This window comes from Pseudomonas sp. ITEM 17296 (assembly GCF_028895205.1).
GTDB lineage: Bacteria > Pseudomonadota > Gammaproteobacteria > Pseudomonadales > Pseudomonadaceae > Aquipseudomonas > Aquipseudomonas kermanshahensis.
On record NZ_WJRS01000007.1, the window covers coordinates 1 to 25031 of the forward strand.

General features: G+C 62.3%; 26 protein-coding genes and 2 tRNA genes. 19 read left to right on the plus strand and 9 right to left on the minus strand.

Annotated elements, in window-relative coordinates; all coding sequences use genetic code 11:
* Positions 1-487 precede the first annotated feature (487 nt).
* The 3 genes from GIB19_RS10245 to GIB19_RS10255 are packed head-to-tail and all read left to right on the plus strand — an operon-like array spanning position 488 to position 3430.
* Positions 488-1627: a tyramine oxidase subunit B gene (locus GIB19_RS10245; protein WP_027596114.1), complete on the plus strand. Its 1140-nt coding sequence runs from the start codon at positions 488-490 to the stop codon at positions 1625-1627.
* A 29-nt stretch (positions 1628-1656) separates the two neighbouring features.
* Positions 1657-2079, plus strand: a complete 423-nt coding sequence (locus tag GIB19_RS10250) for a RidA family protein (RefSeq protein ID WP_099428869.1) — start codon at positions 1657-1659, stop codon at positions 2077-2079.
* Positions 2080-2134: 55 nt separating this feature from the next.
* Complete coding sequence (locus GIB19_RS10255; protein WP_274885410.1) at positions 2135-3430, plus strand: NAD(P)/FAD-dependent oxidoreductase; 1296 nt, start codon at positions 2135-2137, stop codon at positions 3428-3430.
* 7 nt (positions 3431-3437) lie between these two features.
* On the opposite strand, the gene GIB19_RS10260 is transcribed toward GIB19_RS10255, so the two are convergent.
* Entirely contained in the window at positions 3438-5561 is a 2124-nt protein-coding gene (locus tag GIB19_RS10260; protein WP_274885411.1) for a TonB-dependent receptor family protein, read from the minus strand.
* A gap of 219 nt (positions 5562-5780) precedes the next feature.
* Between GIB19_RS10260 and GIB19_RS10265 the strand changes: the two genes are divergently transcribed.
* Both GIB19_RS10265 and GIB19_RS10270 read left to right on the plus strand, forming a co-directional pair.
* Positions 5781-6023, plus strand: coding sequence for a DUF1654 domain-containing protein (locus tag GIB19_RS10265; RefSeq protein WP_027596110.1), 243 nt, complete (start codon positions 5781-5783; stop codon positions 6021-6023).
* A 6-nt stretch (positions 6024-6029) separates the two neighbouring features.
* Complete coding sequence (locus GIB19_RS10270) at positions 6030-6722, plus strand: endonuclease I family protein (protein WP_274885412.1); 693 nt, start codon at positions 6030-6032, stop codon at positions 6720-6722.
* A gap of 3 nt (positions 6723-6725) precedes the next feature.
* On the opposite strand, the gene GIB19_RS10275 is transcribed toward GIB19_RS10270, so the two are convergent.
* Both GIB19_RS10275 and GIB19_RS10280 read right to left on the minus strand, forming a co-directional pair.
* A complete protein-coding gene (locus tag GIB19_RS10275; protein WP_027596108.1) occupies positions 6726-7151 on the minus strand; it encodes a GTP pyrophosphokinase in 426 nt (141 codons plus the stop codon).
* A 177-nt stretch (positions 7152-7328) separates the two neighbouring features.
* Positions 7329-7898 (minus strand): SPOR domain-containing protein, encoded by a 570-nt coding sequence (locus GIB19_RS10280; protein WP_027596107.1) that lies wholly within the window; start codon positions 7896-7898, stop codon positions 7329-7331.
* Positions 7899-8239: 341 nt separating this feature from the next.
* On the opposite strand from GIB19_RS10280, the gene GIB19_RS10285 reads away from it, so the two are divergent.
* The 5 genes from GIB19_RS10285 (at position 8240) to GIB19_RS10305 (ending at position 12744) form a co-directional block, all read left to right on the plus strand.
* Positions 8240-8758: a TRAP transporter small permease gene (locus GIB19_RS10285; protein ID WP_027596106.1), complete on the plus strand. Its 519-nt coding sequence runs from the start codon at positions 8240-8242 to the stop codon at positions 8756-8758.
* On the plus strand, positions 8758-10041 hold the full coding sequence (locus GIB19_RS10290; protein ID WP_027596105.1) for a TRAP transporter large permease subunit: 1284 nt from the start codon (positions 8758-8760) through the stop codon (positions 10039-10041). Before GIB19_RS10285 ends, GIB19_RS10290 begins: the two co-directional genes overlap by 1 nt.
* Positions 10042-10068: 27 nt before the next feature.
* Complete coding sequence (locus tag GIB19_RS10295; RefSeq protein WP_085273087.1) at positions 10069-11064, plus strand: TRAP transporter substrate-binding protein; 996 nt, start codon at positions 10069-10071, stop codon at positions 11062-11064.
* Positions 11065-11114: 50 nt separating this feature from the next.
* Positions 11115-11918, plus strand: coding sequence for a carbon-nitrogen hydrolase family protein (locus tag GIB19_RS10300; protein WP_085273086.1), 804 nt, complete (start codon positions 11115-11117; stop codon positions 11916-11918).
* Positions 11919-11982: 64 nt separating this feature from the next.
* On the plus strand, positions 11983-12744 hold the full coding sequence (locus tag GIB19_RS10305; RefSeq protein ID WP_274885414.1) for an HpcH/HpaI aldolase family protein: 762 nt from the start codon (positions 11983-11985) through the stop codon (positions 12742-12744).
* A gap of 248 nt (positions 12745-12992) precedes the next feature.
* Here GIB19_RS10305 and GIB19_RS10310 read toward each other — a convergent pair whose 3' ends face one another.
* Positions 12993-13892 (minus strand): LysR family transcriptional regulator, encoded by a 900-nt coding sequence (locus GIB19_RS10310; RefSeq protein ID WP_027596101.1) that lies wholly within the window; start codon positions 13890-13892, stop codon positions 12993-12995.
* Positions 13893-14004: 112 nt separating this feature from the next.
* Between GIB19_RS10310 and GIB19_RS10315 the strand changes: the two genes are divergently transcribed.
* Genes GIB19_RS10315 through GIB19_RS10330 form a run of 4 tightly spaced genes read left to right on the plus strand, consistent with a single transcriptional unit; the run spans position 14005 to position 17695 of the window.
* Positions 14005-14673 (plus strand): RraA family protein, encoded by a 669-nt coding sequence (locus GIB19_RS10315; protein WP_027596100.1) that lies wholly within the window; start codon positions 14005-14007, stop codon positions 14671-14673.
* Positions 14674-14721: 48 nt separating this feature from the next.
* Positions 14722-15789, plus strand: a complete 1068-nt coding sequence (locus tag GIB19_RS10320; RefSeq protein WP_274885417.1) for a TRAP transporter substrate-binding protein — start codon at positions 14722-14724, stop codon at positions 15787-15789.
* On the plus strand, positions 15786-16421 hold the full coding sequence (locus GIB19_RS10325) for a TRAP transporter small permease subunit (protein WP_274885419.1): 636 nt from the start codon (positions 15786-15788) through the stop codon (positions 16419-16421). The genes GIB19_RS10320 and GIB19_RS10325 overlap by 4 nt, the downstream gene beginning before the upstream one ends.
* Positions 16415-17695 (plus strand): TRAP transporter large permease, encoded by a 1281-nt coding sequence (locus tag GIB19_RS10330; RefSeq protein WP_274885420.1) that lies wholly within the window; start codon positions 16415-16417, stop codon positions 17693-17695. The genes GIB19_RS10325 and GIB19_RS10330 overlap by 7 nt, the downstream gene beginning before the upstream one ends.
* Positions 17696-17741: 46 nt before the next feature.
* Here the strand turns inward: GIB19_RS10330 and GIB19_RS10335 are convergent.
* Positions 17742-17818: transfer RNA gene (locus tag GIB19_RS10335), tRNA-Val, on the minus strand.
* A 248-nt stretch (positions 17819-18066) separates the two neighbouring features.
* Positions 18067-18143 (minus strand) — tRNA-Val (locus GIB19_RS10340).
* 201 nt (positions 18144-18344) lie between these two features.
* Between GIB19_RS10340 and GIB19_RS10345 the strand changes: the two genes are divergently transcribed.
* Positions 18345-19628, plus strand: a complete 1284-nt coding sequence (locus GIB19_RS10345) for an NAD(P)/FAD-dependent oxidoreductase (RefSeq protein ID WP_027592660.1) — start codon at positions 18345-18347, stop codon at positions 19626-19628.
* A 62-nt stretch (positions 19629-19690) separates the two neighbouring features.
* Here GIB19_RS10345 and GIB19_RS10350 read toward each other — a convergent pair whose 3' ends face one another.
* The gene (locus GIB19_RS10350; RefSeq protein ID WP_099428859.1) at positions 19691-20434 is read right to left on the minus strand and encodes a peptidase C39 family protein; all 744 of its coding nucleotides are present in this window, start codon (positions 20432-20434) and stop codon (positions 19691-19693) included.
* 166 nt (positions 20435-20600) lie between these two features.
* On the opposite strand from GIB19_RS10350, the gene GIB19_RS10355 reads away from it, so the two are divergent.
* Positions 20601-20777 carry a hypothetical protein gene (locus GIB19_RS10355; protein WP_172960348.1) on the plus strand — a complete coding sequence of 59 codons (177 nt, stop codon included), beginning with the start codon at positions 20601-20603 and terminating at the stop codon, positions 20775-20777.
* Between the two features lie 128 nt (positions 20778-20905).
* Here GIB19_RS10355 and GIB19_RS10360 read toward each other — a convergent pair whose 3' ends face one another.
* Both GIB19_RS10360 and GIB19_RS10365 read right to left on the minus strand, forming a co-directional pair.
* On the minus strand, positions 20906-21658 hold the full coding sequence (locus GIB19_RS10360; RefSeq protein WP_099428858.1) for a TerC family protein: 753 nt from the start codon (positions 21656-21658) through the stop codon (positions 20906-20908).
* A 28-nt stretch (positions 21659-21686) separates the two neighbouring features.
* The gene (locus GIB19_RS10365) at positions 21687-21926 is read right to left on the minus strand and encodes a hypothetical protein (RefSeq protein WP_027592663.1); all 240 of its coding nucleotides are present in this window, start codon (positions 21924-21926) and stop codon (positions 21687-21689) included.
* Between the two features lie 134 nt (positions 21927-22060).
* Between GIB19_RS10365 and nhaR the strand changes: the two genes are divergently transcribed.
* The 3 genes from nhaR (at position 22061) to GIB19_RS10380 (ending at position 25030) form a co-directional block, all read left to right on the plus strand.
* The gene (gene nhaR, locus GIB19_RS10370) at positions 22061-22954 is read left to right on the plus strand and encodes a transcriptional activator NhaR (protein WP_085273080.1); all 894 of its coding nucleotides are present in this window, start codon (positions 22061-22063) and stop codon (positions 22952-22954) included.
* A gap of 82 nt (positions 22955-23036) precedes the next feature.
* Positions 23037-24248, plus strand: a complete 1212-nt coding sequence (gene sstT, locus GIB19_RS10375) for a serine/threonine transporter SstT (RefSeq protein ID WP_099428857.1) — start codon at positions 23037-23039, stop codon at positions 24246-24248.
* Positions 24249-24382: 134 nt separating this feature from the next.
* The gene (locus GIB19_RS10380; RefSeq protein WP_099428856.1) at positions 24383-25030 is read left to right on the plus strand and encodes a YceH family protein; all 648 of its coding nucleotides are present in this window, start codon (positions 24383-24385) and stop codon (positions 25028-25030) included.
* Position 25031 lies beyond the last annotated feature (1 nt).

A 25031-nucleotide genomic window follows, 5' to 3' on the forward strand; every position in this document is an offset into this window, starting at 1 on the left:
CACGGCAGGTCAAATTGCCTGGCACGCTGACGGTCGCGGTGCCGTTCTAGATCAGTACATGAACCACTGTGGAGCAGCCTTGTGCTGCGAAGAGGCCAGTGAAAACACAGTAGATCTCCGCTGCCTTTGCCGGCCTCTTCGCAGCACAAGGCTGCTCCTACACGAAGCTCAGCCGTGGCACGGCAGGTCAAATTGCCTGGCACGCTGACAGTCGCGGTGCCGTTCTAGATCAGCACATGAGCCACTGTAGGAGCAGCCTTGTGCTGCGAAGAGGCCAGTGAAAGCACTGTAGATCTCCGCTGCCTTCATCGGCCTCTTCGCAGCACAAGGCTGCTCCTACACGAAGCGCAGCCGTGGCACGGCAGGTCAAGTCGCCTGGCACGCTGACGCAAGACGGCCTGCCGCTCGTTAGCGAAACTGACACCACGAATGACAGCCCCCGCCCACAAGAACAAAACCTGACAACGGCCGCCTTGCGAGACCCGCCATGACCCTCGATACCCGCATTGACTTCATCTACCTGTCCGAACAGGACATGATCCGCGCCGGCGTAACCGACATGCCCGCCTGTGTCGATACCATGGAAGAAATGTTCGACCTGCTCTACCAAGGCGACTACCGCATGGCCGGCCCGAACAACGACTCCCACGGCGCGATGATCACCTTCCCCGAGCAATCGCCGTTTCCGCACATGCCAAAGCCGACCGCAGACCGTCGCATGATGGCCATGCCGGCGTACCTGGGCGGCAACTTCCGCACCGCGGGCGCCAAATGGTACGGCTCCAACATCGCCAACCGCGAAAAGGGCCTGCCACGCTCGATCCTGATGTTCACCCTCAACGACGCCGACACCGGCGCCCCACTGGCACACATGTCGGCCAACCTGCTGTCGGCGTACCGCACCGGCGCCATCCCCGGGGTTGGTGCGCGCCACCTGGCCCGCAAGGACGCCAAGGTCATCGGCCTGGCCGGGCCGGGCGTGATGGGCAAGACCACGGTTGCCGCGTTCATGGCGGTGTGCCCGCTGATCGACACGATCAAGATCAAGGGCCGAGGCCAGAAGAACCTGGATGACTTCGTTGCCTGGGTCCAGGCGACCTTCCCGCAAATCACCCACATCCAGGTCGTGCAGACCCTGGAAGAAGTGGTACGTGACGCCGACCTGGTCAGCTACTGCAGCTCGGGCGAAGTCGGCGACCCCAGCACTTACCCGCTGGTGCGGCGCGAGTGGGTCAAGCCCGGTGCGTTCTTGGCCATGCCTGCCCCGTGCAGCATCGATGACGGCATGGAGCGTGCGGACGTGCGCAAGGTGGTGGACAACACAGGGCTGTACCAAGCCTGGTTCGAAGAACTGCCCAAGCCTGCGCACAACCATGTGCCGCTGGTAGGCGTGCGCTTCATGGACATGATCGCCGAAGGCAAGCTGGACGCCGCGCAGGTCGAGGACATCGGCAAGATCATCAGGGGTGATGCGCCAGGCCGTCTGAACGACGACGAAATCATCCTCATGTCGGTGGGTGGCATGCCTGTGGAAGACGTTGCCTGGGGCACCGTCGTGTACCGCAACGCGCTCGAGAAAGGCATCGGCGTGAAGCTCAATCTCTGGGAAAAACCTGTCCTTAGCTGACTCCTCAACCACTCAAAAAAGGCTCCCCCATGACGCAGATCACCAAACTGAAAACCGGCTCGAAATTCGAAGACCTGGCCAGCTATTCACGCCTGGTGGCGGTGGACAACTGGATCCACGTCTCCAACACCGCCGGGCGCAACCCGCAGACCCAGGTCATCCCTGAAGACGTGATCGAACAGACCCACCAGGTATTCGCCAACATCGAAACCGCACTGGCGGCAGTCGATGCCGGGCTGGGGGATGTGATCAGCTCGCGTGTGTTCATCCAGGACCCGGCCGACGTGCCAACGGTCATGGAAGTGATCGGCGAAAAATTCCGAGGCATCGACCCGGCCACCACCGTCACCTGCCCGCCCCTGGGCTCGACCGTCTACAAAGTCGAGCTGGAAGTGACGGCGTACCGGGGGGCTTCGCGCGCGCAGGTCACGCTGATCCGCCTGGGCGAGTGATGCGCCGCCAGCCTTGAACCGCAACATTCCGTTCACACTGCCGCCGAGTGAAGCCATGTCCCCCGTCATCGACCCTGTGCACACCCCTACCACCCACCCTCAGGCCACGAGCGTGGTGATCATCGGGGGAGGCATCATTGGCCTGACCGCGGCCCTTACCCTGGCCGAACGCAACATCCCCGTGGTGCTGCTGGAGAAGGGGCGTCTTGCGGGTGAGCAGTCGTCGCGCAACCTGGGCTGGGTGCGCAAGACCAACCGCCATGCACACGATATTCCGTTGGCCCTGGCCGCCGACCAACTGTGGGCGAAAATGCCGGAACGGGTCGGCAGCGATGTCGGCTACCGGCAAGCAGGCATCATGTTCATCGGCCGCAACGACACGCAGATGGGCATGCACGAAAGCTGGCTCAAGAGCGTCGAGCACCTTGGCCTGGACTCTCGGCTGCTCAGCAACAAGGAGATTGCCAACAAGGTGCCCGGCGGCCGTGCCGACTGGGCCGGGGGCATCTATACCGCCTCGGACGCGCGCGCCGAGCCGACCCTGGCCGCCAGCGCCATCGCCCGTGCAGCGATGGCCAAAGGCGCGGTGCTCGTGGAAAACTGCGCGGTGCGCACGCTGGTCACCGCCGCTGGCAGGGTCAGCGGCGTTGTCACCGAGCAAGGCGAGATTCGCTGCGACCAGGTATTGCTGGCCGGCGGCTTGTGGTCTCGCAAGTTTCTCGGCAACCTCAATATCAACCTGCCCACCCTGCCGCTGACCTGTTCTGTACTGCGCACCCACCCGCTGGACGGCCCGACCGACATTGCGGTGGGCGCACCGGACTTTTCCTTCCGCAAACACAAGGATGGCGGCTACATCATTACCCAGCGCGGGGCGCTCGATGCGTTCCTGACCCTGGACCACCTGCTGCTGGGCAGGCGTTACCTGCCGCAACTGCGGGCACAGCGTGACTTTTTGCGCATCAGCTTCGGCAAGTACTTCTTCAAGGACCTGGCCCTGGCCCGGCGCTGGGGTCCGTCGCAGGTGACGCCCTTCGAGCGCGTCAGGGTTCAGGACCCGCAGGCCAACACGGCATTGAACGATGAAGCCTTGCGTAACCTGAAGGCAGCCTGGCCAGTGTTCGAGCAGGCCCGGATCGCCTCCTCCTGGGCTGGCACGATTGACGTCACCCCTGACTCAAACCCCGTGATCGGCCCGGTGCCGGCCATTCCCGGCCTGACCTTGGCGACCGGGTTTTCCGGGCATGGCTTCGGCACCTCACCGGCAGCGGGCCAATTGGCGGCGGACCTGGTTTCGCAGTCACCCACGTTGATCGACCCGAGCCCCTATCGGTTCGAGCGGTTTGCATAGCCGTGCTTCAGCGGAACTGATACTCCAACCCGGCGCCCGCATACCACGACCGCCCCGGCGCAGCTTCGTAGTAGCGTGCGTTGCCGTCACCCACAATCACCGACCCCACATACTGCCGATCAAACAGGTTGTCCAAGCGGATCAGCTGGTGGAACGTCCACGGCCCAGCGTGCTGTTCGAAGCGCGTCCGCCAGTTGAAGACGGTATAGGCCGGCGCCGGTTTTGCGGTATTGCTGTCCTCCACATACACCTTGCTGCGGTACTGCCCTTCAACCCCCATGCTGACAAACGTCGCTGGGTTCCACACGAGCTCGCCGAACAGGTTGTCGAGCGGCACGCCCGGCAGGCGGTTGCCATCCTCGATGGTCTGCGTGCCTTGGGCGAAGTCTTCGGCGTAGCGGGCATCGGTGCGGGTGTACACCACGGTCGTCTGCCACTGATCGCTGAGGTCGCTGTGCAGGCTCGCCTCAAACCCGCGGCGCAAGGTCTTCCCGGCGTTTCGGTAACTGGTACGGCCGTCGGTGGCGCTGGCCACCACGATTTCGTCATCCGTATGGATTTCGTAAACCGCGGCGTTGAGCCGGGTACGTTCGCCGAGCCGGTATTTGACGCCCACTTCATACTGAGTGCTGGAGGCTGGCTTGAGCCCGAAGTTAAAGCGTTCAACCTGGCCAGGGGCGTACGCCATTTCGGCCTGGGTCGGGGTTTCGAAACCCTTGCCGACACTCACGTAACCACGCACATCCGGCGTAAACGCATACATCACCGACAGCGATGGCGTGTTCTGCTGGTACGTCTTCTTGCCACTGGAATCGCCATTGGCCAGGTAGTGGTCATCGACGCGCATTTGCATCGAGCTGTGGCGCAGGCCAAGGTCAGTGGTCCAGTTGCCGAGCTCCCAATGCGCCTGGATATATGGGTCCAGGCTGGTGGCGGTGTCTTGCTCGTCACGCCGCAGCTCACCTTTGACGCCCAGCGTGTCACCGCTGAAATTCTGGTAGCCGCGGCGGTCGTCCTTGCTCTGGTCATAGTCGGCGCCAACCGTGACCGTGAGGTTGCCGGGGGCGGCTAGAACCGGCTGTATCCAGCGCAAGGTGCCGCCGTGAAACGCACGGTCGAAGTCCACTACCCCACCGCCACGCTGGCTGTTGGAGGCCACGGTCTTCGGAATGGACAGGTACTGCACGACGCTACGCTGCCCCGCGTAGAGGTTGAACTGCAACGTGGCATCGCCGAAATAGCGCTCGTAGTTCATGCCCAACTGCTGATGGTCGATGCTCTTGCGGGTGTTGTAGAGGTCCGCCACCGCTGCGGTGGAGCGAGGGTCATGTTTATAGGCGTCCCAGGTTTGCCCCAGCGGGTCTTGCGTGTTGTTCTGTTCGAGGCTGCTGTAGATCAGCGCCAGGCGCGAGTCAGCGTCGGGCCTTACGTGAACCTTGGCGAAGGTCTGGTCGCGGCGGGCGGCGCTGTGGTCACGGTAACCGTCGGTGTCCATGCGCGATGCATCGAGCACGAAGCCGGCGGTTTCGTTGCCACCCTCGGCCGACAGGTGATTCTTGTTGAAACCGTCGCTGCCAAAAGTGGTTTCGGCCCCTACCCTTGCAGGCCCCTGCCCGTCCCGGCTGAACATCTGGATAACGCCGCCGGCGTTGCTCCCGTACAGGGTCGCTGCGGGGCCGCGCAACACTTCGATGCGATCGGCCACATCCAGGTTGAGCGAGGCGGCCTGCCCCTGGCCGTCTGGCGTACTGGCCGGGATACCATCGCTCAGCAGCTTGAGGCCGCGAATACCAAAGGCCGAACGTGCGCCGTAACCCCGCGATGACACTTGCAGGTCTTGCGCATAGTTCTGCCGGTTTTGCACCACCAGGCCGGGCACCTTGGTCAGCACTTCTGAAAGATTGACGCCCAACTGGCCGTCGGTCCCGTGGGAAAGGTCCACGGTATCGATCGAAAAAGGCAGGTCGAAACTGCCGGTTGGCGCGTAGGCGCCAGTGACCACCACCGGGTCGGTGATCAGCACATCGACTGCCTCGCTGCTGGCATGGCTCAACGGGCTGATGCTGCCGGTCAGCAACAGGGTCAGGCCTGTGCGCAAAGGGGCAGCTCGATGCAAACGGAATGGGTACATGTGAAGCTTCCTGAAGCTTGGGCCTGACCGATTTCGCGTCATGCCCAAGGCGTCACTGCTGTGTCCAGGCACAGAGCGCGCGAATGATAGCGGAGAGGTGATGGCACAGATGGTACCAATCCTTCACCTCGGCCACACACACTTTTGCCTCACAGGCAGTTGCGAATTTACTTACGGTGAAATACTGTACGCACATACAGCAAAAACAAGGAAATGCCTGTGGCCAGCACCTCCTCAGCAACACCGAGCAGCTATGAACAACTGGGCGTACGTATCCAGAAGATCATCAACAGCCCCACCGCCCAACGCAGCCGTGCAGCGCTGATCTTCCGCCTGGAGCAAGAGTCCCCGGATGACTGGGAGACCCTGCTCGAAGAAATCGCCGAGAACGACAACGTCACCCTCGCCCATCGCGACGATGGCGGCGTGCAGATTTTCTGGACCGTGCCCAAGGAAGACTGACTGCGCATGAGAGTTTCGCTTTTCGCTGCAGCCTGCCTGCTGTTGTCCACCCCGTTCGCCCATGCCGATGCCCCACGCACGTTCCAGGAGGCCAAGAAGGTCGCCTGGAAGCTGTACGCGCCACAATCGACGGAGTTTTATTGCGGCTGCAAGTACAAAGGCAACAAGGTTGACCTGGCCTCTTGCGGCTATACGCCGCGCAAGAATGCCCAACGGGCTTCGCGCATCGAATGGGAGCACATCGTGCCGGCCTGGCAGATCGGCCACCAGCGCCAGTGTTGGCAGAACGGTGGGCGCAAACAGTGCTCGCAGCACGATGAGGTGTACCAGCGCGCCGAGGCCGACCTGCACAACCTGGTGCCCAGTATCGGTGAGGTCAATGGCGACCGCAGTAACTTCAGTTTCGGTTGGCTGCCTGAGCAGCAGGGCCAGTACGGCAGTTGCCTGACCCAAGTCGACTTCAAGGCCAAGAAGGTCATGCCACGCCCTTCGATCCGCGGCATGATCGCACGCACGTACTTCTACATGAGCAAGCAGTACAACCTGCGCTTGTCGAAGCAGGACCGGCAGCTGTTCGAAGCGTGGAACAAAACGTACCCGCCGCAGGTATGGGAGCTGCAGCGCAACCAGCAAGTGGCCTGCGTGATGGGGCGGGGTAATGCGTTTGTTGGGCCGGTGAACCTCAAGGCCTGCGGCTGAGGCTCAAGCCAGTGTCTGCAGGTAGGCGCTGGCCTCCCGGTAACGGGCCAGCCGCGCCAGGTCGGCGGGGCCAGGAACTGGGATGCGCGAGAGGTCGCTGTTATCGGCCAGGTCGGCCAGTTTGACGGTGCGCGCCAACGGGTCGCCACCAAGCCGCTGGACGAAGTCTTGGTAAGATTCGCCATCACGCCGGCTCAGCGCCAGCAGCGCGGCAAGAATTTTCAGTGCAAAGCCTTCACGCGCCAAGTCGGACAGGGTCATCGGCGTGTCTTCAATGACATCATGAAGCACCGCGACGATCCGCTGCTCGGGCGTGGAAACCCGCATCATCACGCGTAGCGGGTGCAGGATATAGGCCGCCCCACCCTTGTCGTATTGCCCTTCATGCGCCCTGGCAGCCACGGCAATGGCCCGCTCCAGTGTAGACATGAGGCCCTCCCCGTTCAGCTCTCCCAGTGCAAGCATAGCCCGCACGGGCATATACGCCCAGCCTTTGTAGGCGCAGCCTTGTGCTGCGAAGAGGCCGGTGCAGACGCCCTGTATTCAGGTGGCTGCACCGGCCGCTTCACAGCACAAGGCTGCGCCTACACGGTGTGGGTTGCGGGGTTAGCGCTGGGCGCCATGCTGGATGACCACCGAGTCGGTGCCCAGCTTGGCCATCACCTCGGCCTTGCGCGCCTCGGCTTCTTCCTTGGTCGGGAATGGCCCCATCAGCACCACCGGCTTGCCGTTGCGGTATTCGACCGAAGACGGGATGCCCTTCTCGATCAGGCGCGCCGTCATGTCGCTCAAAGCGCCCATGTTCGCCCCCTGCACCACTTCGACATCCCAACCTTCTGGGGCCGGCTCACCGGCCAGCGCCTCGGCGCGGCGCTGCAAGTCGGCACCACCGCACAGCTCGCGGATACGCAGGTTGTTGCCGCTGTCGTCGACGATGATCTCGTATTGGCCATCACGCTTGATCGCCACGTAGCTGCGGTAGGCTTCGTACTGCCCGGCGTCGTCCTTGCCGCGAACCTGACCGCAGATGGTGCCGTGGGTGTCGATCCGCACGTTGCCGAACTTGGCAGTCTTGGGGTTGTGCAGGTGCTCGGCCACCTGTTTGTGCACGCCTTCGACTTCGTTCTCACAGCCCGCCAGGGCGAGCACTGCCATTACCACAGCCAGTTTGCGCACGCGTGTACCTCCAGATTCGAAGGGGCGGATTCTAGCATGCCGCCCCCGGGCAAGGACCGCGACCATACGTTACACCCTGCTACCGCGATGCGCCGACCACGGGCCCCTGCGCAGCCACGGCCCGCGCACTGATCGCCATTTCTTATCCCCCTGATAAAAAACTTGAGGCAGCCGAAACCGGGCGTTTCAGACAACAATCCAGGCAGTCGTACGACGACGTATGTCCAATAATAAAAAGGTGACCCCATGCCCCGCTTACACCTAAAGGTGGATGTTGCTGTCCGCGCTCTCGCACCAAGCGCTTTCGGCGCTCCCTGGGCAGCTCTGCTCCAGGAGGCGCCATGAAAACACTGATCGATAGTTACTTTCTGGTTCTGAAAACGCTGGTGATCGCCTGCCTTGTGGCCATCACCTGCCTGATTTTCACCAATGTCGTGCTGCGCTATGGCTTCAACTCGGGCCTGTTCTTCAGCGAAGAGATCTCCCGCCTGGCATTCGTCTGGCTGGTGTTTGCCGGCGCCCAACTGATGCTTCACGAAAACGGCCACATCGGTGTCGACATCGTCACCCGCCGGGTTTCGCCTGGTGTGGCCAGGTGCCTGTTGGCACTGACGCAACTACTCATGCTCTACGTGACCTGGCTGTTCCTTGACGGCAGCTGGAAGCAGACCGTGATCAACCTGCATGTCGGCGCCCCCTCCACCGGCATTTCCATGGCCTTGTTCCATGGGGCGGGCCTGGTCTTTTGCATCCTCAGCGGGCTACTGATCTTCACCCAACTGGTCAGAAACCTGATGGGCACCCTTCCCGCGCACACCCCGGCCGAGCCCTCGGCAGCCGAACACGGAGCAGTCGAATAATGGCCCTGTCAGTCTTCGTCGGCGTGCTGATGGCCGCCATCTTGATCGGCGCCCCCATCGCCTACGCCCTGATCCTCTGCGGCGTGGCCCTGATGTGGCTGCTGGGCCTGTTCGATGGCCAGATCATCGCGCAAAACATCATCAATTCGGCAGGCAGCTTCCCCCTGTTGGCCATTCCGCTATTCATCATCGCTGGCGAGGTCATGAACAGTGGTGGCCTGTCCAAGCGCATCATCAAGCTGGCCATCACCCTGGTCGGCCACCTGCGCGGCGGGCTTGGCTACGTCACCATCTTCGCCGGCGTGCTGCTGTCCAGCCTGTCCGGTTCGGCACTGGCCGACGCCGCCTCGTTGACCGCCCTGCTGCTGCCGATGATGGTCCTCGCCGGCTACAACCGCGACCGCTCCGGCGGCCTGATCGCCTCGGTATCGGTGCTTGGCTCGATCATCCCGCCCAGTATCGGGTTCGTCGTGCTGGGCGTCGCGTCCGGCCTGTCGATCACCAAGCTGTTCCTGGCCGGCATCGCCCCCGGGCTGATGATCGCCGCCGCCCTGGTCGTGGCCTGGTGGCTGATGTCGCGGCGCAACACCGACGTCGAACTGAGCCCGAAGGCCAGCGGCAAAGAGCGCCTCAAGGCTTTGGTCGACAGCTTCTGGGCATTGATGCTGCCGGTGATCATCGTGGTCGGCCTGCGCTTTGGCGTGGTTACCCCTACCGAGGCCGGTGCTGTGGCCAGCGTCTATGCACTGCTGGTGTCGTCGTGCATCTACCGCGAACTGAGCCTCAAGTCGCTCAATGACCTGCTGCTGCGCGCCGGCAAGACCACCGCCGCCGTGATGTTCCTGGTCGCCGCCGCCTCGATACCGGCCTGGATGATCACCATCGCCGATATCCCCGGGCAGATCATCGACCTGATCCAGCCGGTGATGGACAACCCGCGCCTGCTGATCGTGGTGCTGATGCTGTTGATCCTGGTGATCTCGATGGTCATGGACCTGACCCCGACCGTGCTGCTGCTCGCCCCCATCCTGGTACCGGTGGTGACCGCGGCGAACATCGACCCGATCTACTTCGGCGTGCTGTTCATGATCAATTGCTCGATCGGCCTGATCACCCCGCCCGTGGGCACGGTGCTCAACGTGGTCTGTGGCATCGGCAGGATGCGCTACGAAGCGCTGCTCAAGGGCACGTTCCCGTTCCTGATCGCCGAAGTCATCGTGCTGTTCCTGCTGGTCATCTTCCCCGAACTGGTCACCGTCCCTGCCCAGTGGTTTGGCCACTGATCCCCACAACAATAAAAGGTACACAGCATGAAGAAGCTCGCCGTCATCGCCGCCCTGTTACTTTCCAGCAGCCTGAGCATGGCCGCCGACTACAACGCGCGCGTGATCAAATTCGCCGCCACCAGCCCCAAGGGCACGCCACCGGCCATCGGCATGGAGCTGTTCGCCAAGAAAGTGCAAGAACGCAGCGATGGCAAGATCAAGGTGCGCACCTTCCCCAATGGCGTGCTGGGTGGCGACGTGCAGGTGCTGTCGTCGCTGCAAGGTGGCGTAGTGGAAATGATGACCTGGAACGCCGGGCTGATGATCAACCACGTCACCGACTTCGGCATCCTCGATTTCCCGTTCCTGTACACCGACACCGCCAAGGTGGATGCCATGCTCGATGGCGAAGTGGGCAAGATGCTCACCGACCAGTTGCCGGAGAAAAACCTGGTAGGCCTGGCGTTCTGGGAGCTCGGCGTGCGCAACCTGACCAACAACGTGCGCCCGGTGCAAAACCTGGAAGACATCGCGGGCCTGAAGATCCGTGCCCAGCAATCGCCGTTGTTCCTCGACGTGTGGGCGGCGTTGGGCGCCAACCCGACCCCGCTGCCCTTCACCGAAGTGCACACGGCGCTGGAAACCGGCACGGTGGATGGCCAGGAAAACCCGGCGGCGTTGATCCTCGCCTCGCGCTTCAACGAGGTGCAGAAGTACCTGAGCCTGACCCGGCACAACTACAACCCGCAGATCGTGCTGATCAGCAAAACCTTCTGGGACACCCTCAACCGCGACGAGCAGCAACTGCTTACCGAGGTCGCCCAGGAAGTGCGCCTGGAGCAGCGCCGGATCTCTCGCGAGGCCGACATCAAGGCCATCGCCGACCTGCGCAGCGATGGCATGCAGGTTAACGACCTGCCGGCCGAAGAGCTCGCACGCATCCAGGCCAAGATCCGCCCTGTGGTCGACAAGTACGCCGCCCAGATCAACCCCGAATTGGTCAGCAAGGTCTACCAGGCCATGGGCTACCAGGCGCAGTGACGCTACCCGCGCCGCCCCCGCGGCGCCCTCTATTGCCAATAAGGAACAGCATGAAAATCTCCGTCGCCCAGATTCACCCGGTGGCCGGCAACCCGGCGCGCACCCTTGAAAAAGTCGCCGAACTGGCACGCCAGACCGCCGCCGAAGGTTCACGCCTTATCGCCTTCGCAGAATGCCTGATCACCGGTGGCGCCTTCGACAGCCGCGAAGACCTCGAGCGCGGCGCCATCACCCTCGACGCCCTGGCGCCATTGCTGCAGGTATCGGCACAGAGCGGCATCCTGATCGTGGTAGGGTTTTACGAACGGCATGAGGCCTCGGTCTACAACACCGCCGCGCTGATCGGCCCGCAGGGCATCATCGGCCTGCACCGCAAGCGCCATCTGCCATTCATGATCGGCGACCGCTTCACCGACCGCCCCAGCGAGTGGACACCGCCGGTATTCGACACCGAGATCGGCCGTATCGGCTTGGCCATCTGCTATGAAATCCGCTTCCCCGAGGTAGTGCGCACGCTGGCGCTAGAAGGCGCCGACATTGTCGTGCTGCCCGCCGCCTGGCCCGAGCAGGCGCGCATGCTACCGGACATTTTCAGCACCGTCCGCGCGGCAGAGAACATGGTCTATTTCGTCGCCCCCAACCGCAACGACATGGATGAAGGCATGCAGTTCATCGGCACCAGCCACATCATCGAACCTTCCGGCAAGACCTTGGTACGCGCAGGGCTCGAAGACGGTGTGTACAGCGTCGAGATCGACCTGGCCAAGGCCCGCAACAAATCGCTGATCCGCGACCCTGGCGTGTTCGAAGTGCACCCGTTCCGCGACCGGCTGCCCGAAACCTACCGCATCTGATACCCGCCAAAGGCAGACTTCAAGCATGAACCCAAACACCCCAAACACATCGCTGAAGGCCCGCATGGCACGCGGTACCACCTTTGGCATGAACATCTACAGCACAGCCTGCATGGCCATCGAAGTGGCCGGCAACTGGGGGCTGGACTTTGTCTTCATCGACGCCGAGCACACTGCGCTGGGTGTCGACAGCCAGATGGAAAAACTCTTGCTGGCCGCCAACAGCGCCGCCATCCCCGGCCTGGTGCGGGTGCGTGGCACGCTGGAGTGGGACATTCGCAAGGCGCTGGAAATGGGCGCGGCGGGCGTGATCGTGCCGCAGGTGCATACCGCGGCGCAGATGCGCGAGATCATCCGCTACAGCAAGTTCCCTCCGCTGGGGCGCCGCGGCGGTGACAGCTCGGTGCGCTCGGCAGGCTACGCCGGGCCTGGCTTCGACTGGGCCACGTATACCCAGGCAGAGAACACCCGTAGCGTGATCGTGCCGATGGCCGAGAGCTACGAGTTCTTTGACAACATCGATGAAATACTCGATGTGGAGGGGATCGACGCCGTTCACTTCGGCCCTGCCGACTACTCCCTGTCGCGACAACTGCCGGTCGACTATCGCCTGGGCAACCCGGAAGTGCTGCAACGTTTGCAGTTGCTGATCGAGAAATGCCACGCCCGCTCGATCCAGGTGATGGTGCCGTGCTTCCCCGCAGACCAGGCCACGGCGCAACGCTTGATCGAAATGGGCAGCGACATGCTGTTGATGGGCAGCGACCTGTCCTGGCTGAACCAGGCCGGGCAACAGATAGCGGCCGTGAAACACGCATTGGCTTAAATGCCGGCCGGCCAGGGTGCATGTGCCCGGCCGGCCCTATTGCTGCCTTATAAAAGCGACTAACAAGGTTTTATACGAAAAGTATGGTCATCCATCATTGTGGGAGCGGGCTTGCCCCGCGATCTGCCGCAACGCGGCAGCAAAGCCTGAATTCGCGGCGACTTTGACGCTAGTCGATATCGGGTATGGGAGCGCTTCGCACTCCATCGCGGGGCAAGCCCGCTCCCACAAAACTTTTCGTACAGAGCCTAATCAACCAGAAAATTCTGTTTGACCAAGGTCGCGCGAATAATCGACACCAAGGTGTCGAGTTGCATATCCGGGCGTTCGGTCAAATACGACAGGCAGAACTTGGCTGGCGGAATCGGCGGATCGCACGGCAAAGTCTTCAACATATCCACGGCCAACATGTCGCGAATCAATGGCACCGGCAAAATACCAATTGCATGCCCCGCCGAGACCATCTTGGCAATAAAGGCCAGCGAATTGCTTGAATGAAAGGCATGGCTGACCGAGCCACTTTCTTTCAGCCAGCGGTCCACCACTGAATACAGTGTCGAGGGCGCACTGTGGGTCACGATCGAATATTGCCGGGCATGCTCCGCCAAAAAAGGCCCCTGGGCCACGTCCAGGTGCCGCGCGGCCACCCACTGGAATGTCATCCAGCCGAGAAACACATCGGTCACATCCTCACGCGTGGCCGGGTTGGTCAGCAGCGCGATGTCGAGTTCGTGATCGTTCAGCTTGCGGTTGAGCACGGCGCCGACGTCGATGGAAATCTCCAGGGTGATCTCCGGGAAGTGCGCCTTTATATCGCTGATTACCGCGGTCAGCCCGACCATGGCCGAGCACTCGTCCGCGCCCAGGCGCAAACGCCGGTGCTTTTTTTGCTGCGCGGCAAATTGCTCGAGTTGGGTGCTGTTGTTAAGCACCAGTTCGGCATGGCGCAAGGCGGTATGGCCGTCTGCGGTGAGGCTCATGCGCTGCTTGCTGCGGTCGAACAACTTGACGCTGAGCAGCGATTCCATTTCCTTGATCCGCGCCGACACCGCAGGTTGGGTCAGGTGAAGATGGCGGGAGGCCGCGTGAACACCCCCAAGGCGGGCGGTCCAGTAGAACGCCTCGATCTGCATCAGCGTAATACGCATGATAAAAACTGCTCCGGTTACTGCTTACGGATTTTTATTATCGACCGTTCGGCGTGCTTGTTAGGATGACCGAAACCCTTCGAAAAAGCATCCGGCATAACAAGAACTTCCTATGTATATTATCGAAGCACTGCCCGCCCCGATCAGCGCCACCGAACTTGAAGTACTGATCAACGCCGAACCGGCAACGATCGGCCACTTCATTACCCACGGTATTGCCAACCCCCACATCAAGGCCCACTTTCAGAATGTGCGGGCCGTCGGTACTGCGGTCACCGTGAGGATGCCCGGCAACGATGGCGGGATTTTGCACTACGCCATGGGCTGCGTGCGCCCAGGCGACTTCCTGGTGGTAGACCGCTGCGGCGAGCGCATAACCGCCGCACTGGGCGGCGCCATGGCGTACGCCGCCAAGCAGGCTGGCGTGGCCGGGATCATCGTCGATGGCTATGTCACCGACCTGGGCGAAATCCGCGAGCATGGCGTGCCTGTGTGGTCCCGCGGCGCCAGCGCGATCACCACCCGCGTGATCGGCCAGGAGGGCGAGTTCTGCACGGCCATCCAATGTGGGGGGGTGATTGTCCACCCCGGCGATGCGGTGGTGGCCGACGAAAACGGCATGGTGTTTCTGCGCCCGGGCCAGGTCATCGAACTGGCTCAGCGTGCCATCGACTTCCAGCGCAACGAAAAGCACACACTGGCGCGGTTGGCCAAGGGTGAGAAGTTCCCTGATATCGTCGGCTCGCGGTCGACCATCGAGGCTGCGTCCCGCCCACGCTGACTCAACATCGCCCTGAAGTAGCTCCCGAACAAGAACAAGAGGACTACCGTGAAGTTCAGCCCCCTGCTCATCCCCCTGGCGCTCGGCGCGCTGCTCAGTAACTTGCCTGCGTTTGCGGACACGCCTGCGCCGCAACAAGCGCCGCCTGTGATCCGCTTCAACGTGGTCGGCGGTGGCAGCCACAACTACACGTTCCGCGCGGTTGAACAGCCGTTCTGGAACCAGACGTTGCCAGCACAATCGCAAGGCAAGGTCACCGCGCAGTTGCTGGGGTTGTCGGAGAGCGGCCTGAAGGGCCCGGAGATCATTCGCCTGATGCGTTTTGGCGCAGTCGATATCGGCATGGGCGTGTTCGCCTTCGTGGCCGGCGACGATGCCACCTTCGAGGGCGTGGACCTGCCCGGCCTGGCCGATACCATCGACACCGCCCACACCATCGCCGACGCCTACAAGCCGGTGCTGGAACAACGCATGGCCGAGCGCCACGGCATCAAGCTGCTGGCCACCGTGCCGTATACCGCGCAGGTGTTCTTCTGCCGCGACGCCGTGCACGCGCTGGCCGACCTGCAGGGCCGTAAAATCCGCACACGCGGGCGCAACATGGCCGAACTGGTCAAGGCCATCGGTGCCGCGCCGGTTACCCTGCCCTTTGCCGAAGTGGTGACCGCCATGCAGACCGGCGTCATCGACTGCGCCATCACCGGTATTGGCTCTGGCAATGCCGCCAAGTGGTACGACGTTGCAGGCTACCTCTACAACCTGCCCGTCGATTGGTCGATCGGCTTTTATGGCATCGGCCTGAAGCGCTGGCAGCAACTGCCGCCCGAGGTGCAGCAATTGCTGCAGGCGCAATCGCAGGTGCTGGAAGACGCCTTGTGGCGCGAGACCGCCAATGAAAACCGCTATGCCGAAGCCTGCAATGTCGGCAGCCCTGATTGCCAGATTCACCACCCCGCGCACATGACCGCCTCGGCCCCGACCGCCAGCGAAAAACAGGCGCTGCGCCAGGCTGCGCTGCACATCGCCAATGACTGGGGCAAACGCTGCGGCGGCCCTTGCGTAGCGCGCTGGAATGCCACCGTGGGCGATGCCATCGGCATGCGCCTCGCCCCATGAGCCACCTTGCCCCGGAGACTACCGACATGCACACCGCCCGCTCAGGCATGGGTGTCATCAACACCATTGCCAAAGCCAGCACCTGGGTCGGCGGCTTCGCCCTGCTCGCCTGTGCGTTGCTGATCAGCATCGACTTGATCTTGCGCAAGGCCCTGGGTGTATCCCTGGGCGGCGCCGATGAAATGGCCGGGTACGTGCTGGCGATCACCAGCGCCTGGGCGTTTCCGGTCACCTTGCTGAAACGCGCGCACATACGCGTGGACATTCTCTACACGCGCCTAGGCCTACGGCCCAGGGTGGCACTCGACCTGTTCGCCCTCACCTGCATGGCGCTGCTGGTCAGCACCTTGGCCTACCACGCAGGGAACGTGCTGTGGGACTCCATCGAATACCGCTCGGTATCGAACACGCCCTTGCAGGTACCACAATGGATACCCCAGTCGCTGTGGTTCGCCGGCTACCTGTTCTTTGCCCTGACCCTGGCGAGCCTGGCGATCACCTGCCTGGGCCACTTGCTGAAGGGCCGCTGGCACGCTATCAGCACACTGATCGGCATCAACTCGGTGGAAGAGGACATCCAGGCAGAACGTTACCCAGACAGCACCCCGGGCAAGGAGCGCACGCCATGCTGAGCCTTACCCTGTTCATGCTGCTGGCGCTATTGGCGTTGAGCGTTGCCGCCGCCGTCAGTGTCGGCCTGCTGGGGATGTCGCTGTCGCAGCTGTTCTCGACGCTGCCGTTGAGTAGCGCCATGGGCGAGATCGCCTGGAATACCAGCAGCGAATTCCTGCTGGTGGCGATCCCTTTGTACATCCTGATGGGTGAGCTGCTGGTGTGTTCAGGCGTCGCCGGGCGCATGTACCAGGCCGTCGAGAAGTGGCTGTCGTGGTTGCCGGGTGGCCTGATGAATTCGAACATCGGCGCCAGCGCGCTGTTCGCCACCACCAGCGGCTCCAGCGTGGCGACCGCCGCTACCATTTCGACCCTGGCCATCCCTGAACAGGAACGCAAAGGCTACAACGCGCCGCTGTTTCTCGGCTCGATTGCCGCCGGCGGCACGCTGGGCATCCTGATTCCGCCCTCGATCAACATGATCCTGTTTGCCTTGATCGCCAATGTGTCAGTGCCCAAGCTGTACCTGGCCGCGACGCTTCCCAGCATCATCCTGAGCATGCTGTTCATCGCACTGATCGTGGTGGCGTGCCTGATTCGACCACAGTTGGGCGGCCGCAAGGAGACTACCCGCTGGGCCGAGCGCCTGGCCTGCCTGCCTGACCTGCTGCCGCCGCTGGCCATCTTCGCCCTGGTGATTGGTTCGATCTACAGCGGTTTCGCCACGGCCAGCGAATCAGCCGCGCTGGGGGTGCTGAGTGCCTTTGGCCTGGGCCTGTGGCGCCGGGCATTCACCTGGCAAAGCCTGGGCCAGGCGTTCGAGGCTACCCTGCGCACCACCGGCATGATTATTTTCATCACCCTGTCGGCGTTCTTTCTCAACTTTGTGCTGGCGTCCATCGGACTGACCACCACACTGGTCAATTCTGTCACCGACCTGAACCTGTCGCCGATGGCCACACTGCTGGCGATCATCCTCTTCTACATCGTACTGGGCTGTTTCATGGACACACTGGCCATGCTGATCACCACCGCGCCACTGATCGTGCCGATTGTCGTCGCCTTGGGCTTCGATCCGCTATGGTTTGGAGTGGTGTTGATCGTGTTGTGCGAGATGGGCCAGATTACGCCGCCGTTCGGCATGAACCTGTTTGTGGTGCAGAGCATTCGTGGGCGGGGCAACTTCATGGACGTGGTGTACGGCGCGCTGCCGTTTTGCCTGGCATTACTGGTGCTGATCGCGCTGTTGATCGCTTTCCCGCAACTGGCGCTGTGGTTGCCGGCGGCTTTCTAGCAGGCAATAAAAAAGGGCGATCTGTGTAGATCGCCCTTTTTCGATTTGGTAGGCACAATTGGACTCGAACCAACGACCCCCACCATGTCAAGGTGGTGCTCTAACCAACTGAGCTATGTGCCTGTCGTGTGGTGCGCATATTAGACATCGAATGCGTACCTGTAAAGCGTTTTTTTCAGAAAAATCAAAAACTTTCAGCTTTGCTGCGCTACCGGGTTTTGTAGGAGCAGCCTTGTGCTGCGAAAGGGCCCGAGTGGTCACCGCAGATCAATGTCAGCGGGATTGGCCTCTTCGCAGCACAAGGCTGCTCCTACAGTAAAACGCGTGCGCAATAAAAAAGGGTGACCCTTGCGGATCACCCCTTTTCGATTTGGTAGGCACAATTGGACTCGAACCAACGACCCCCACCATGTCAAGGTGGTGCTCTAACCAACTGAGCTATGTGCCTGTCGTGTGGTGCGCATTCTACGCAATCCAAAAACCCTGTCAACACTTTTTTTCGTGCTAACTCACTGAATCTTAACCTCTTTATAGAAAGGCTTCGGCGACAGCCGGGTAAAGGATTTTTAACGGACGACTAGCGGGTGTTTATTATTATTGATAGCATCGCTACATTCGTTAAAAATATAAAACACGAGGTTCCTCGAGCATGGCCAACACCCCCTACCCCCAGTCCTACTACGCCGCCTCGGCTAACCCGGTGCCGCCACGTCCGGCGCTGCAGGGTGAGGTGGAAACCGATGTGTGCATCATCGGCGCCGGCTACACCGGCCTGTCCAGCGCCCTGTTCCTGCTGGAAAACGGCTTCAAGGTCAGCATCGTCGAAGCGGCCAAGGTCGGCTTCGGCGCATCCGGCCGCAACGGTGGCCAGATCGTCAACAGCTATAGCCGTGACATCGACGTGATCGAACGCACCGTCGGCCCCAAGCAGGCACAACTGCTGGGCCAGATGGCGTTCGAAGGTGGCCGCATCATTCGTGAGCGCGTCGCCAAGTACAACATCCAGTGCGACCTTAAAGACGGTGGCGTATTCGCTGCCCTCACCTCCAAGCAGATGGGCCACCTGGAGTCGCAAAAGCGCCTGTGGGAACGTTTTGGCCACAATCAGCTGGAGCTGATGGACCAGAAGCGCATCCGTGAAGTCGTCGCCTGCGACAGCTACATCGGCGGCATGCTGGACATGAGCGGCGGCCACATTCACCCGCTGAACCTGGCCCTGGGCGAAGCTGCCGCGGTCGAATCGCTGGGCGGCATCATTTATGAGCAGACCCCGGCCGTTCGCATCGAGCGTGGCGCCAACCCGGTCGTTCATACGCCACAGGGTAAAGTGCGCGCCAAGTTCATCATCGTCGCCGGTAACGCCTACCTGGGCAACCTGGTGCCAGAACTGGCCTCCAAGTCCATGCCATGCGGTACTCAGGTGATCACCACCGAGCCCTTGGACGCAGACCTGGCACGTACCCTGCTGCCGCAGGACTACTGTGTCGAAGACTGCAACTACCTGCTCGACTACTACCGACTGACCAGCGACAAGCGCCTGATCTTCGGTGGCGGCGTGGTCTACGGCGCACGCGACCCAGCAAACATCGAGGCGATCATCCGTCCGAAGATGCTCAAGGCCTTCCCGCAGCTGCAGAACGTGAAGATCGACTACGCCTGGACCGGCAACTTCCTGCTGACCCTGTCGCGCCTGCCTCAGGTCGGCCGCATTGGCGACAACATCTATTACTCCCAGGGCTGCTCGGGCCACGGTGTGACCTACACGCACCTGGCAGGCAAGGTGCTGGCCGAGGCGCTGCGTGGTCAGGCCGAACGTTTCGACGCGTTCGCCGGCCTGCCGCACTACCCGTTCCCGGGTGGACAGATGCTGCGTGTACCGTTCAGCGCCATTGGTGCCTGGTACTACAGCCTGCGCGACCGCCTGGGCTTCTGAGCCCTCTGTAACATCGCACCGGCCGCTTTGCGGGTAAGCCCGCGAAGCGGCCGGTGCGCGGCTTACCGCCCCAGGCTGTTCACCGCCTGTTTGGCGGCGACTTCCTGCCCTGCGCGGGCCAGCTCGTCGGCAGCCTGCAACCAGCGTTGCCGGTCAACCTGGGCGGGCAGTTGCCGCGGCGGTTGCAGCAGCACCGCCCAACTCCCCTGCTTGGCCCAGGCCGAGGCAAAGTCATCAAAGGCCATCAGTTGCCGACGGTGCATGCCTGAGCGCAACAGTACCCGTTGCTTGTAGCGGTCATAACCGATCAGCACGGCGTAGCGTGGCTCGCTCCACCAGGCCGAACCCTCCTCGTAACGCAGCAACACCGGGTTGCCCGCCGCCACTTGTGTGAGCAAGGCGTCCAGTTGTTTGTCCAGCGCATACACCACCATGCCGTAGTCCCGTGCGACACGGGGGATACTGGTATCCAGGGTCTCGGCGCCTTGGGGCAGGTTCAAAGGTTTATCCAGCAGCCCGGGGGTGATCGGCGCGCCCTGTTGCGAAAGCAGCGCCGCCAGGGCCATGGCCCCGCTGTGGTTGGCGTTACCCCGGTAGAACGGCACGCTGCTGATTTCGACCCGCTGCGGCAGGCCTTTGAGGCTGGCGGGCGGTGCGCTGGCGCAACCGGCCAGGCTGACTGCCACCAGGCCAGCCAGCAGCAACCGGCGTGGGGCTGAAGCCAACGATTTGAAGGAAACTTGCTCCATGGGCACTCGCTTGTTCCGATGCCAGGCAGGCAGCGCCCGGCTCTGGGCACCGATCATAGGGCCCACAGGTGCGCGGGTATAGTCCGACACCGGCTTGTAGCGAATCGGCCTCAGCAATAGACCTAAGGTCAATGGAACGTCACAAGGGGCAGGCTAGACTAATGAAGTGTCTGTAAGGCGAGCCCTGGCTGACAGCGCGCTGGCCCGAGAGAAGGAGGCACACATGAGCCTGACCCTGGCAATCCTCATGCTGGTAGGTATGTGGCTGAGCGTCGCAGCCGCCATGCTGTGGGGTGTACTGCGTATCGTACGGCGTCATTCCCATCATCACCTGCCACCGCAGGGTGTGGCCGAACCTCAGGCTGTGCCCAGGGCGCGGCGGCAGGTTGAGGCACATTAAACGCACGTATTTGATGTATACCTGTGGGAGCGGGCGTGACCCGCGAATGGGGCCACGCGGTGGTTGGCACCGGCTTTGCCGGTGTTCGCGGGGCAAGCCCGCTTCCACATGGCCCCTCTTTTTCTAGATCAACCCCCTGCCGCTTCGCGCTTCATCCGCGCCCGACGGGCCATGATGTTGAGGATCTCGATCAAGGTCGAGAACGCCATCGCCGCATACACATACCCTTTCGGCACGTGAGCGCCCATGCCTTCGGCAATCAGGGTCATGCCGATCATGATCAGGAAGCCCAGGGCCAGCATCACCACGGTCGGGTTGTCATTGATGAACTTGGCCAGCGGGTCGGCCGCCACCAACATCACGATCACAGCAGCGATCACGGCAATGATCATGATCGGCAGGTGTTCGGTCATGCCCACGGCGGTAATGATGCTGTCGATCGAGAAGACGATATCCAGCAACAGGATCTGGCCGATGGCCGCAGCGAAGCCCAAGGTGATGGTGGAACCGGCCTTGGATTCTTCCTTGGCGCCGTGCGGGTCGACGTTTTCGTGAATTTCCTTGGTCGCCTTCCACAGCAGGAACAGGCCACCCGCGATCAGGATCATGTCCTTCCACGAGAAGCTATGGCCGAACACATCGACCACAGGCTCGGTCAGTTGGACGATCCAGGCCACAGTGCTGAGCAGCGCCAGGCGCATGACCAAGGCCATGCTGATACCAATGCGCCGCGCCTTGGAGCGGTACTCCAGGGGCAGTTTGTTGGTGAGGATGGAGATGAAGATCAGGTTGTCGATACCCAGCACGATCTCCATGGCCACCAGCGTGGCGAGGGCGACCCAGGCGGTCGGGCTTGCGGCGAGTTCCAGCAAATATTCCATTTAATCAATCCTGCATCGGGTCTTGGGGTCAGATGTCCTGGGTCTTTTCTTGCTTTTCAACGTCTTTTGGCGGCTGGCCTTCGCTGCCGATGGCATCGCTCAGGGCCTGCTGCGCCGCTTCGTTGGTCTTGTCGATGGCCTGCTTGGCCGACTGGGCCGCCTGGTCGAGCATCTGCTGGGCGGATTTCTCGGCCTGATCGCAGCCGGCCAGGGTGAACAGGGCCAGGGCCAACACCAAAGGCGTGCCAATGGATTTAAGCTGCAACATGGGTTCCTCGCTTGTCGATATTCCGGCGGCGCACGCAGCGCCTGATGGAGTCGCATTCTAAAGAGGCCAATACATCAGGAAAATTCGTATTTTCAGCGGTTATACTTCGGTTTTTACGAATCGAGAAAACCCCGATGCTCAACTACCGCCAGTTGCACTACTTCTGGGCCGTGGCCAAGACCGGCAGCATTGCGCGGGCCAGTGAGCAATTGAACCTGACTCCCCAGACCATCAGCGGGCAGATCAGCCTGTTCGAGCAGACCTATGGCCTGGAGCTGTTTCAACGGGTCGGGCGGCAACTGGAGCTGACCGAAACCGGCCGCCAGACGCTGGTGTATGCCGAGCAGATGTTCCAGATCGGCGGCGAGCTTGAAGCGCTACTGCGTGCCGGCCCACAGGAACAGATCCTGTTCCGTGTGGGGGTGGCCGACGTGGTCCCCAAATCCATCGTCTATCGCCTGCTGGCGCCGACCATGGAGCTGGACGAGGTGCTGCGCATCAACTGCCGCGAAGACAAGCTCGAGCGGCTGCTGGCAGACCTGGCGATCCAGCGCCTGGACCTGGTCATCTCCGACAGCCCGATGCCCAGCCACCTGGACATCAAGGGCTACAGCCAGAAGCTGGGCGAGTGCGGCCTGAGTTTCTTCGCCACCCAGGCCTTGGCACAACGCCATGCCGGCCCCTTCCCGGCCTGCCTGCAAGATGCGCCGCTGTTGATTCCAGGCCAGGAAACCGTGGTGCGCAGCCGCTTGCTGCGTTGGCTGGGCGAGCAACAGGTGCAGCCGCGCATCGTTGGCGAGTTCGACGACAGCGCCTTGATGCAGGCATTCGGGCAATCGGGCAGCGGCATTTTCGTCGCGCCCAGCGTCATCGCCGAGGAGGTGTGCCGCCAGTATGGCGTGCAGTTGATCGGGCAGACCGAGGCGGTGCATGAGTCGTTCTATGCCATCTCAGTAGAGCGCAAGGTCAAGCACCCGGGCATCGTGGCCATTACCGAAGGGGCGCGGCGGGAGCTGTTCCACTGGTAATTTTTCCCACTTCATTGCCGGCAAGCCCTACAGCGGTCTGTGGTAAAGTCCCGCCCTTTCAAAAACCGAGACTGCGCTGCACATGACCCCTGTCTTCCGCCTCCTCAACCGCACCAGCCTGGTGACGCAGATCGTCATCGGCCTGCTCGCGGGCATCGCCCTGGCACTGCTGGCGCCCGACGTCGCCCGCAACCTGGCCTTCCTCGGCAAGGTGTTCGTCAGCGCCCTCAAGGCCGTGGCGCCGATCCTGGTGTTCATCCTGGTCATGGCCTCGATCGCCAACCACCGCCATGGCCAGGAAACCCACATCCGCCCGATCCTGTGGCTGTACCTGCTGGGTACCTTTGCCGCAGCCGTGGTGGCCGTGGTCGCCAGCATGCTGTTCCCATCGCACCTGGCACTGAGCGCCGGTGACGCCGCGCTGAGTGCGCCGGGCGGCATCACGGAAGTGCTGCAGAACCTGCTGCTGAGCGCCGTCGACAACCCGGTCAATGCCTTGCTCAACGCTAACTTCATCGGCGTGCTGACCTGGGCGATCGGCCTGGGCGTGGCGCTGCGCCATGCCGGCGAAACCACCCGCACTGTGGTCGAGGACCTGTCCAACGGCGTGACCCTGATCGTGCGCGTGGTCATCCGCTTCGCCCCGCTGGGCATCTTCGGCCTGGTCAGCGCGACCCTGGCACAGTCGGGCTTGAGCGCCCTGCTCGGCTACTTGCACCTGCTGGCCGTGCTGATTGGCTGCATGCTGTTCGTGGCCCTGGTGATGAACCCGCTGATCGTGTTCTGGAAGATTCGCCGCAACCCGTACCCACTGACGTTGTTGTGCCTGCGCGAAAGCGGTATCACGGCGTTCTTCACCCGCAGCTCGGCCGCCAACATTCCGGTCAACCTGGCACTGTCGGAGCGCCTTGGCCTGCATGAAGACACCTATTCGGTGTCGATCCCCCTGGGCGCGACCATCAACATGGCCGGCGCCGCGATCACCATCACCGTGCTGACCCTGGCGGCCGTGCATACCTTGGGTATCCCGGTCGACCTGCCGACTGCGGTGTTGCTGAGTGTGGTGGCAGCGGTCTGCGCGTGCGGCGCTTCGGGCGTGGCTGGTGGTTCGCTGCTGTTGATTCCGCTGGCTTGCAGCCTGTTTGGCATCCCCAGCGAGATCGCCATGCAGGTGGTTGCCGTGGGCTTCATCATTGGCGTACTGCAGGATTCGGCCGAGACTGCGCTGAATTCTTCGACCGACGTGCTGTTCACGGCAGCGGCGTGCCAGGCTGAAGAGCGACGCGGGGCTTAAGCGTGTTGGGGCCGCTTTGCGGCCCTTTCGACCAGCCCGGAGCCCCGGCAAGGCCGTTCAACAAGCGCTGCCAATTGCCTAATGCAGCGGCTTTACCTACGCTAGTGGCCTTTTCCTCGCAATGAGACTGGGCCATGTCAGAACACGAAACCGCAGGTGAAGGCCGTTTCAACAGCACCGAGATCCGCATTCTCGGCTCGCTGATCGAAAAACAGGCCACCAGCCCGGAAAGCTACCCACTGACTCTCAATGCCCTGGTCCTGGCCTGTAACCAGAAGACCAGCCGCGAGCCGGTGATGAACCTCACCCAAGGCCAGGTCGGCCAGGCCTTGCGCGCACTCGAAGGCCAGGGCATGACACGCTTGCAGATGGGCAGCCGCGCCGACCGCTGGGAGCAGCGCGTGGACAAGGCCCTGGAGCTGGTGCCGGCGCAGCTGGTGCTGATGGGCCTGATGTTCCTGCGCGGGCCGCAAACCCTCAACGAGCTGCTCAGCCGCAGCAACCGCCTGCACGACTTCGACGACACTGAACAAATCCAGCACCAGCTGGAGCGCCTGATTTCACGGAATTTGGCTTTGCACCTGCCGCGCCAGGCAGGCCAACGCGAAGACCGCTATACCCATGCGCTGGGTGACCCGGCAGAAATCGAGGCGATTTTGGCCGCGCGCCAGCAGGAAGGGGGCGCCCGCAGCAGTGGCGGCAGTGTTTCGGAGGAGCGCATAGAGGCCTTGGAAGCCCGGATTGCAGCACTGGAGGCGCGCCTGGCCGAGCTCGAAGGCTAAG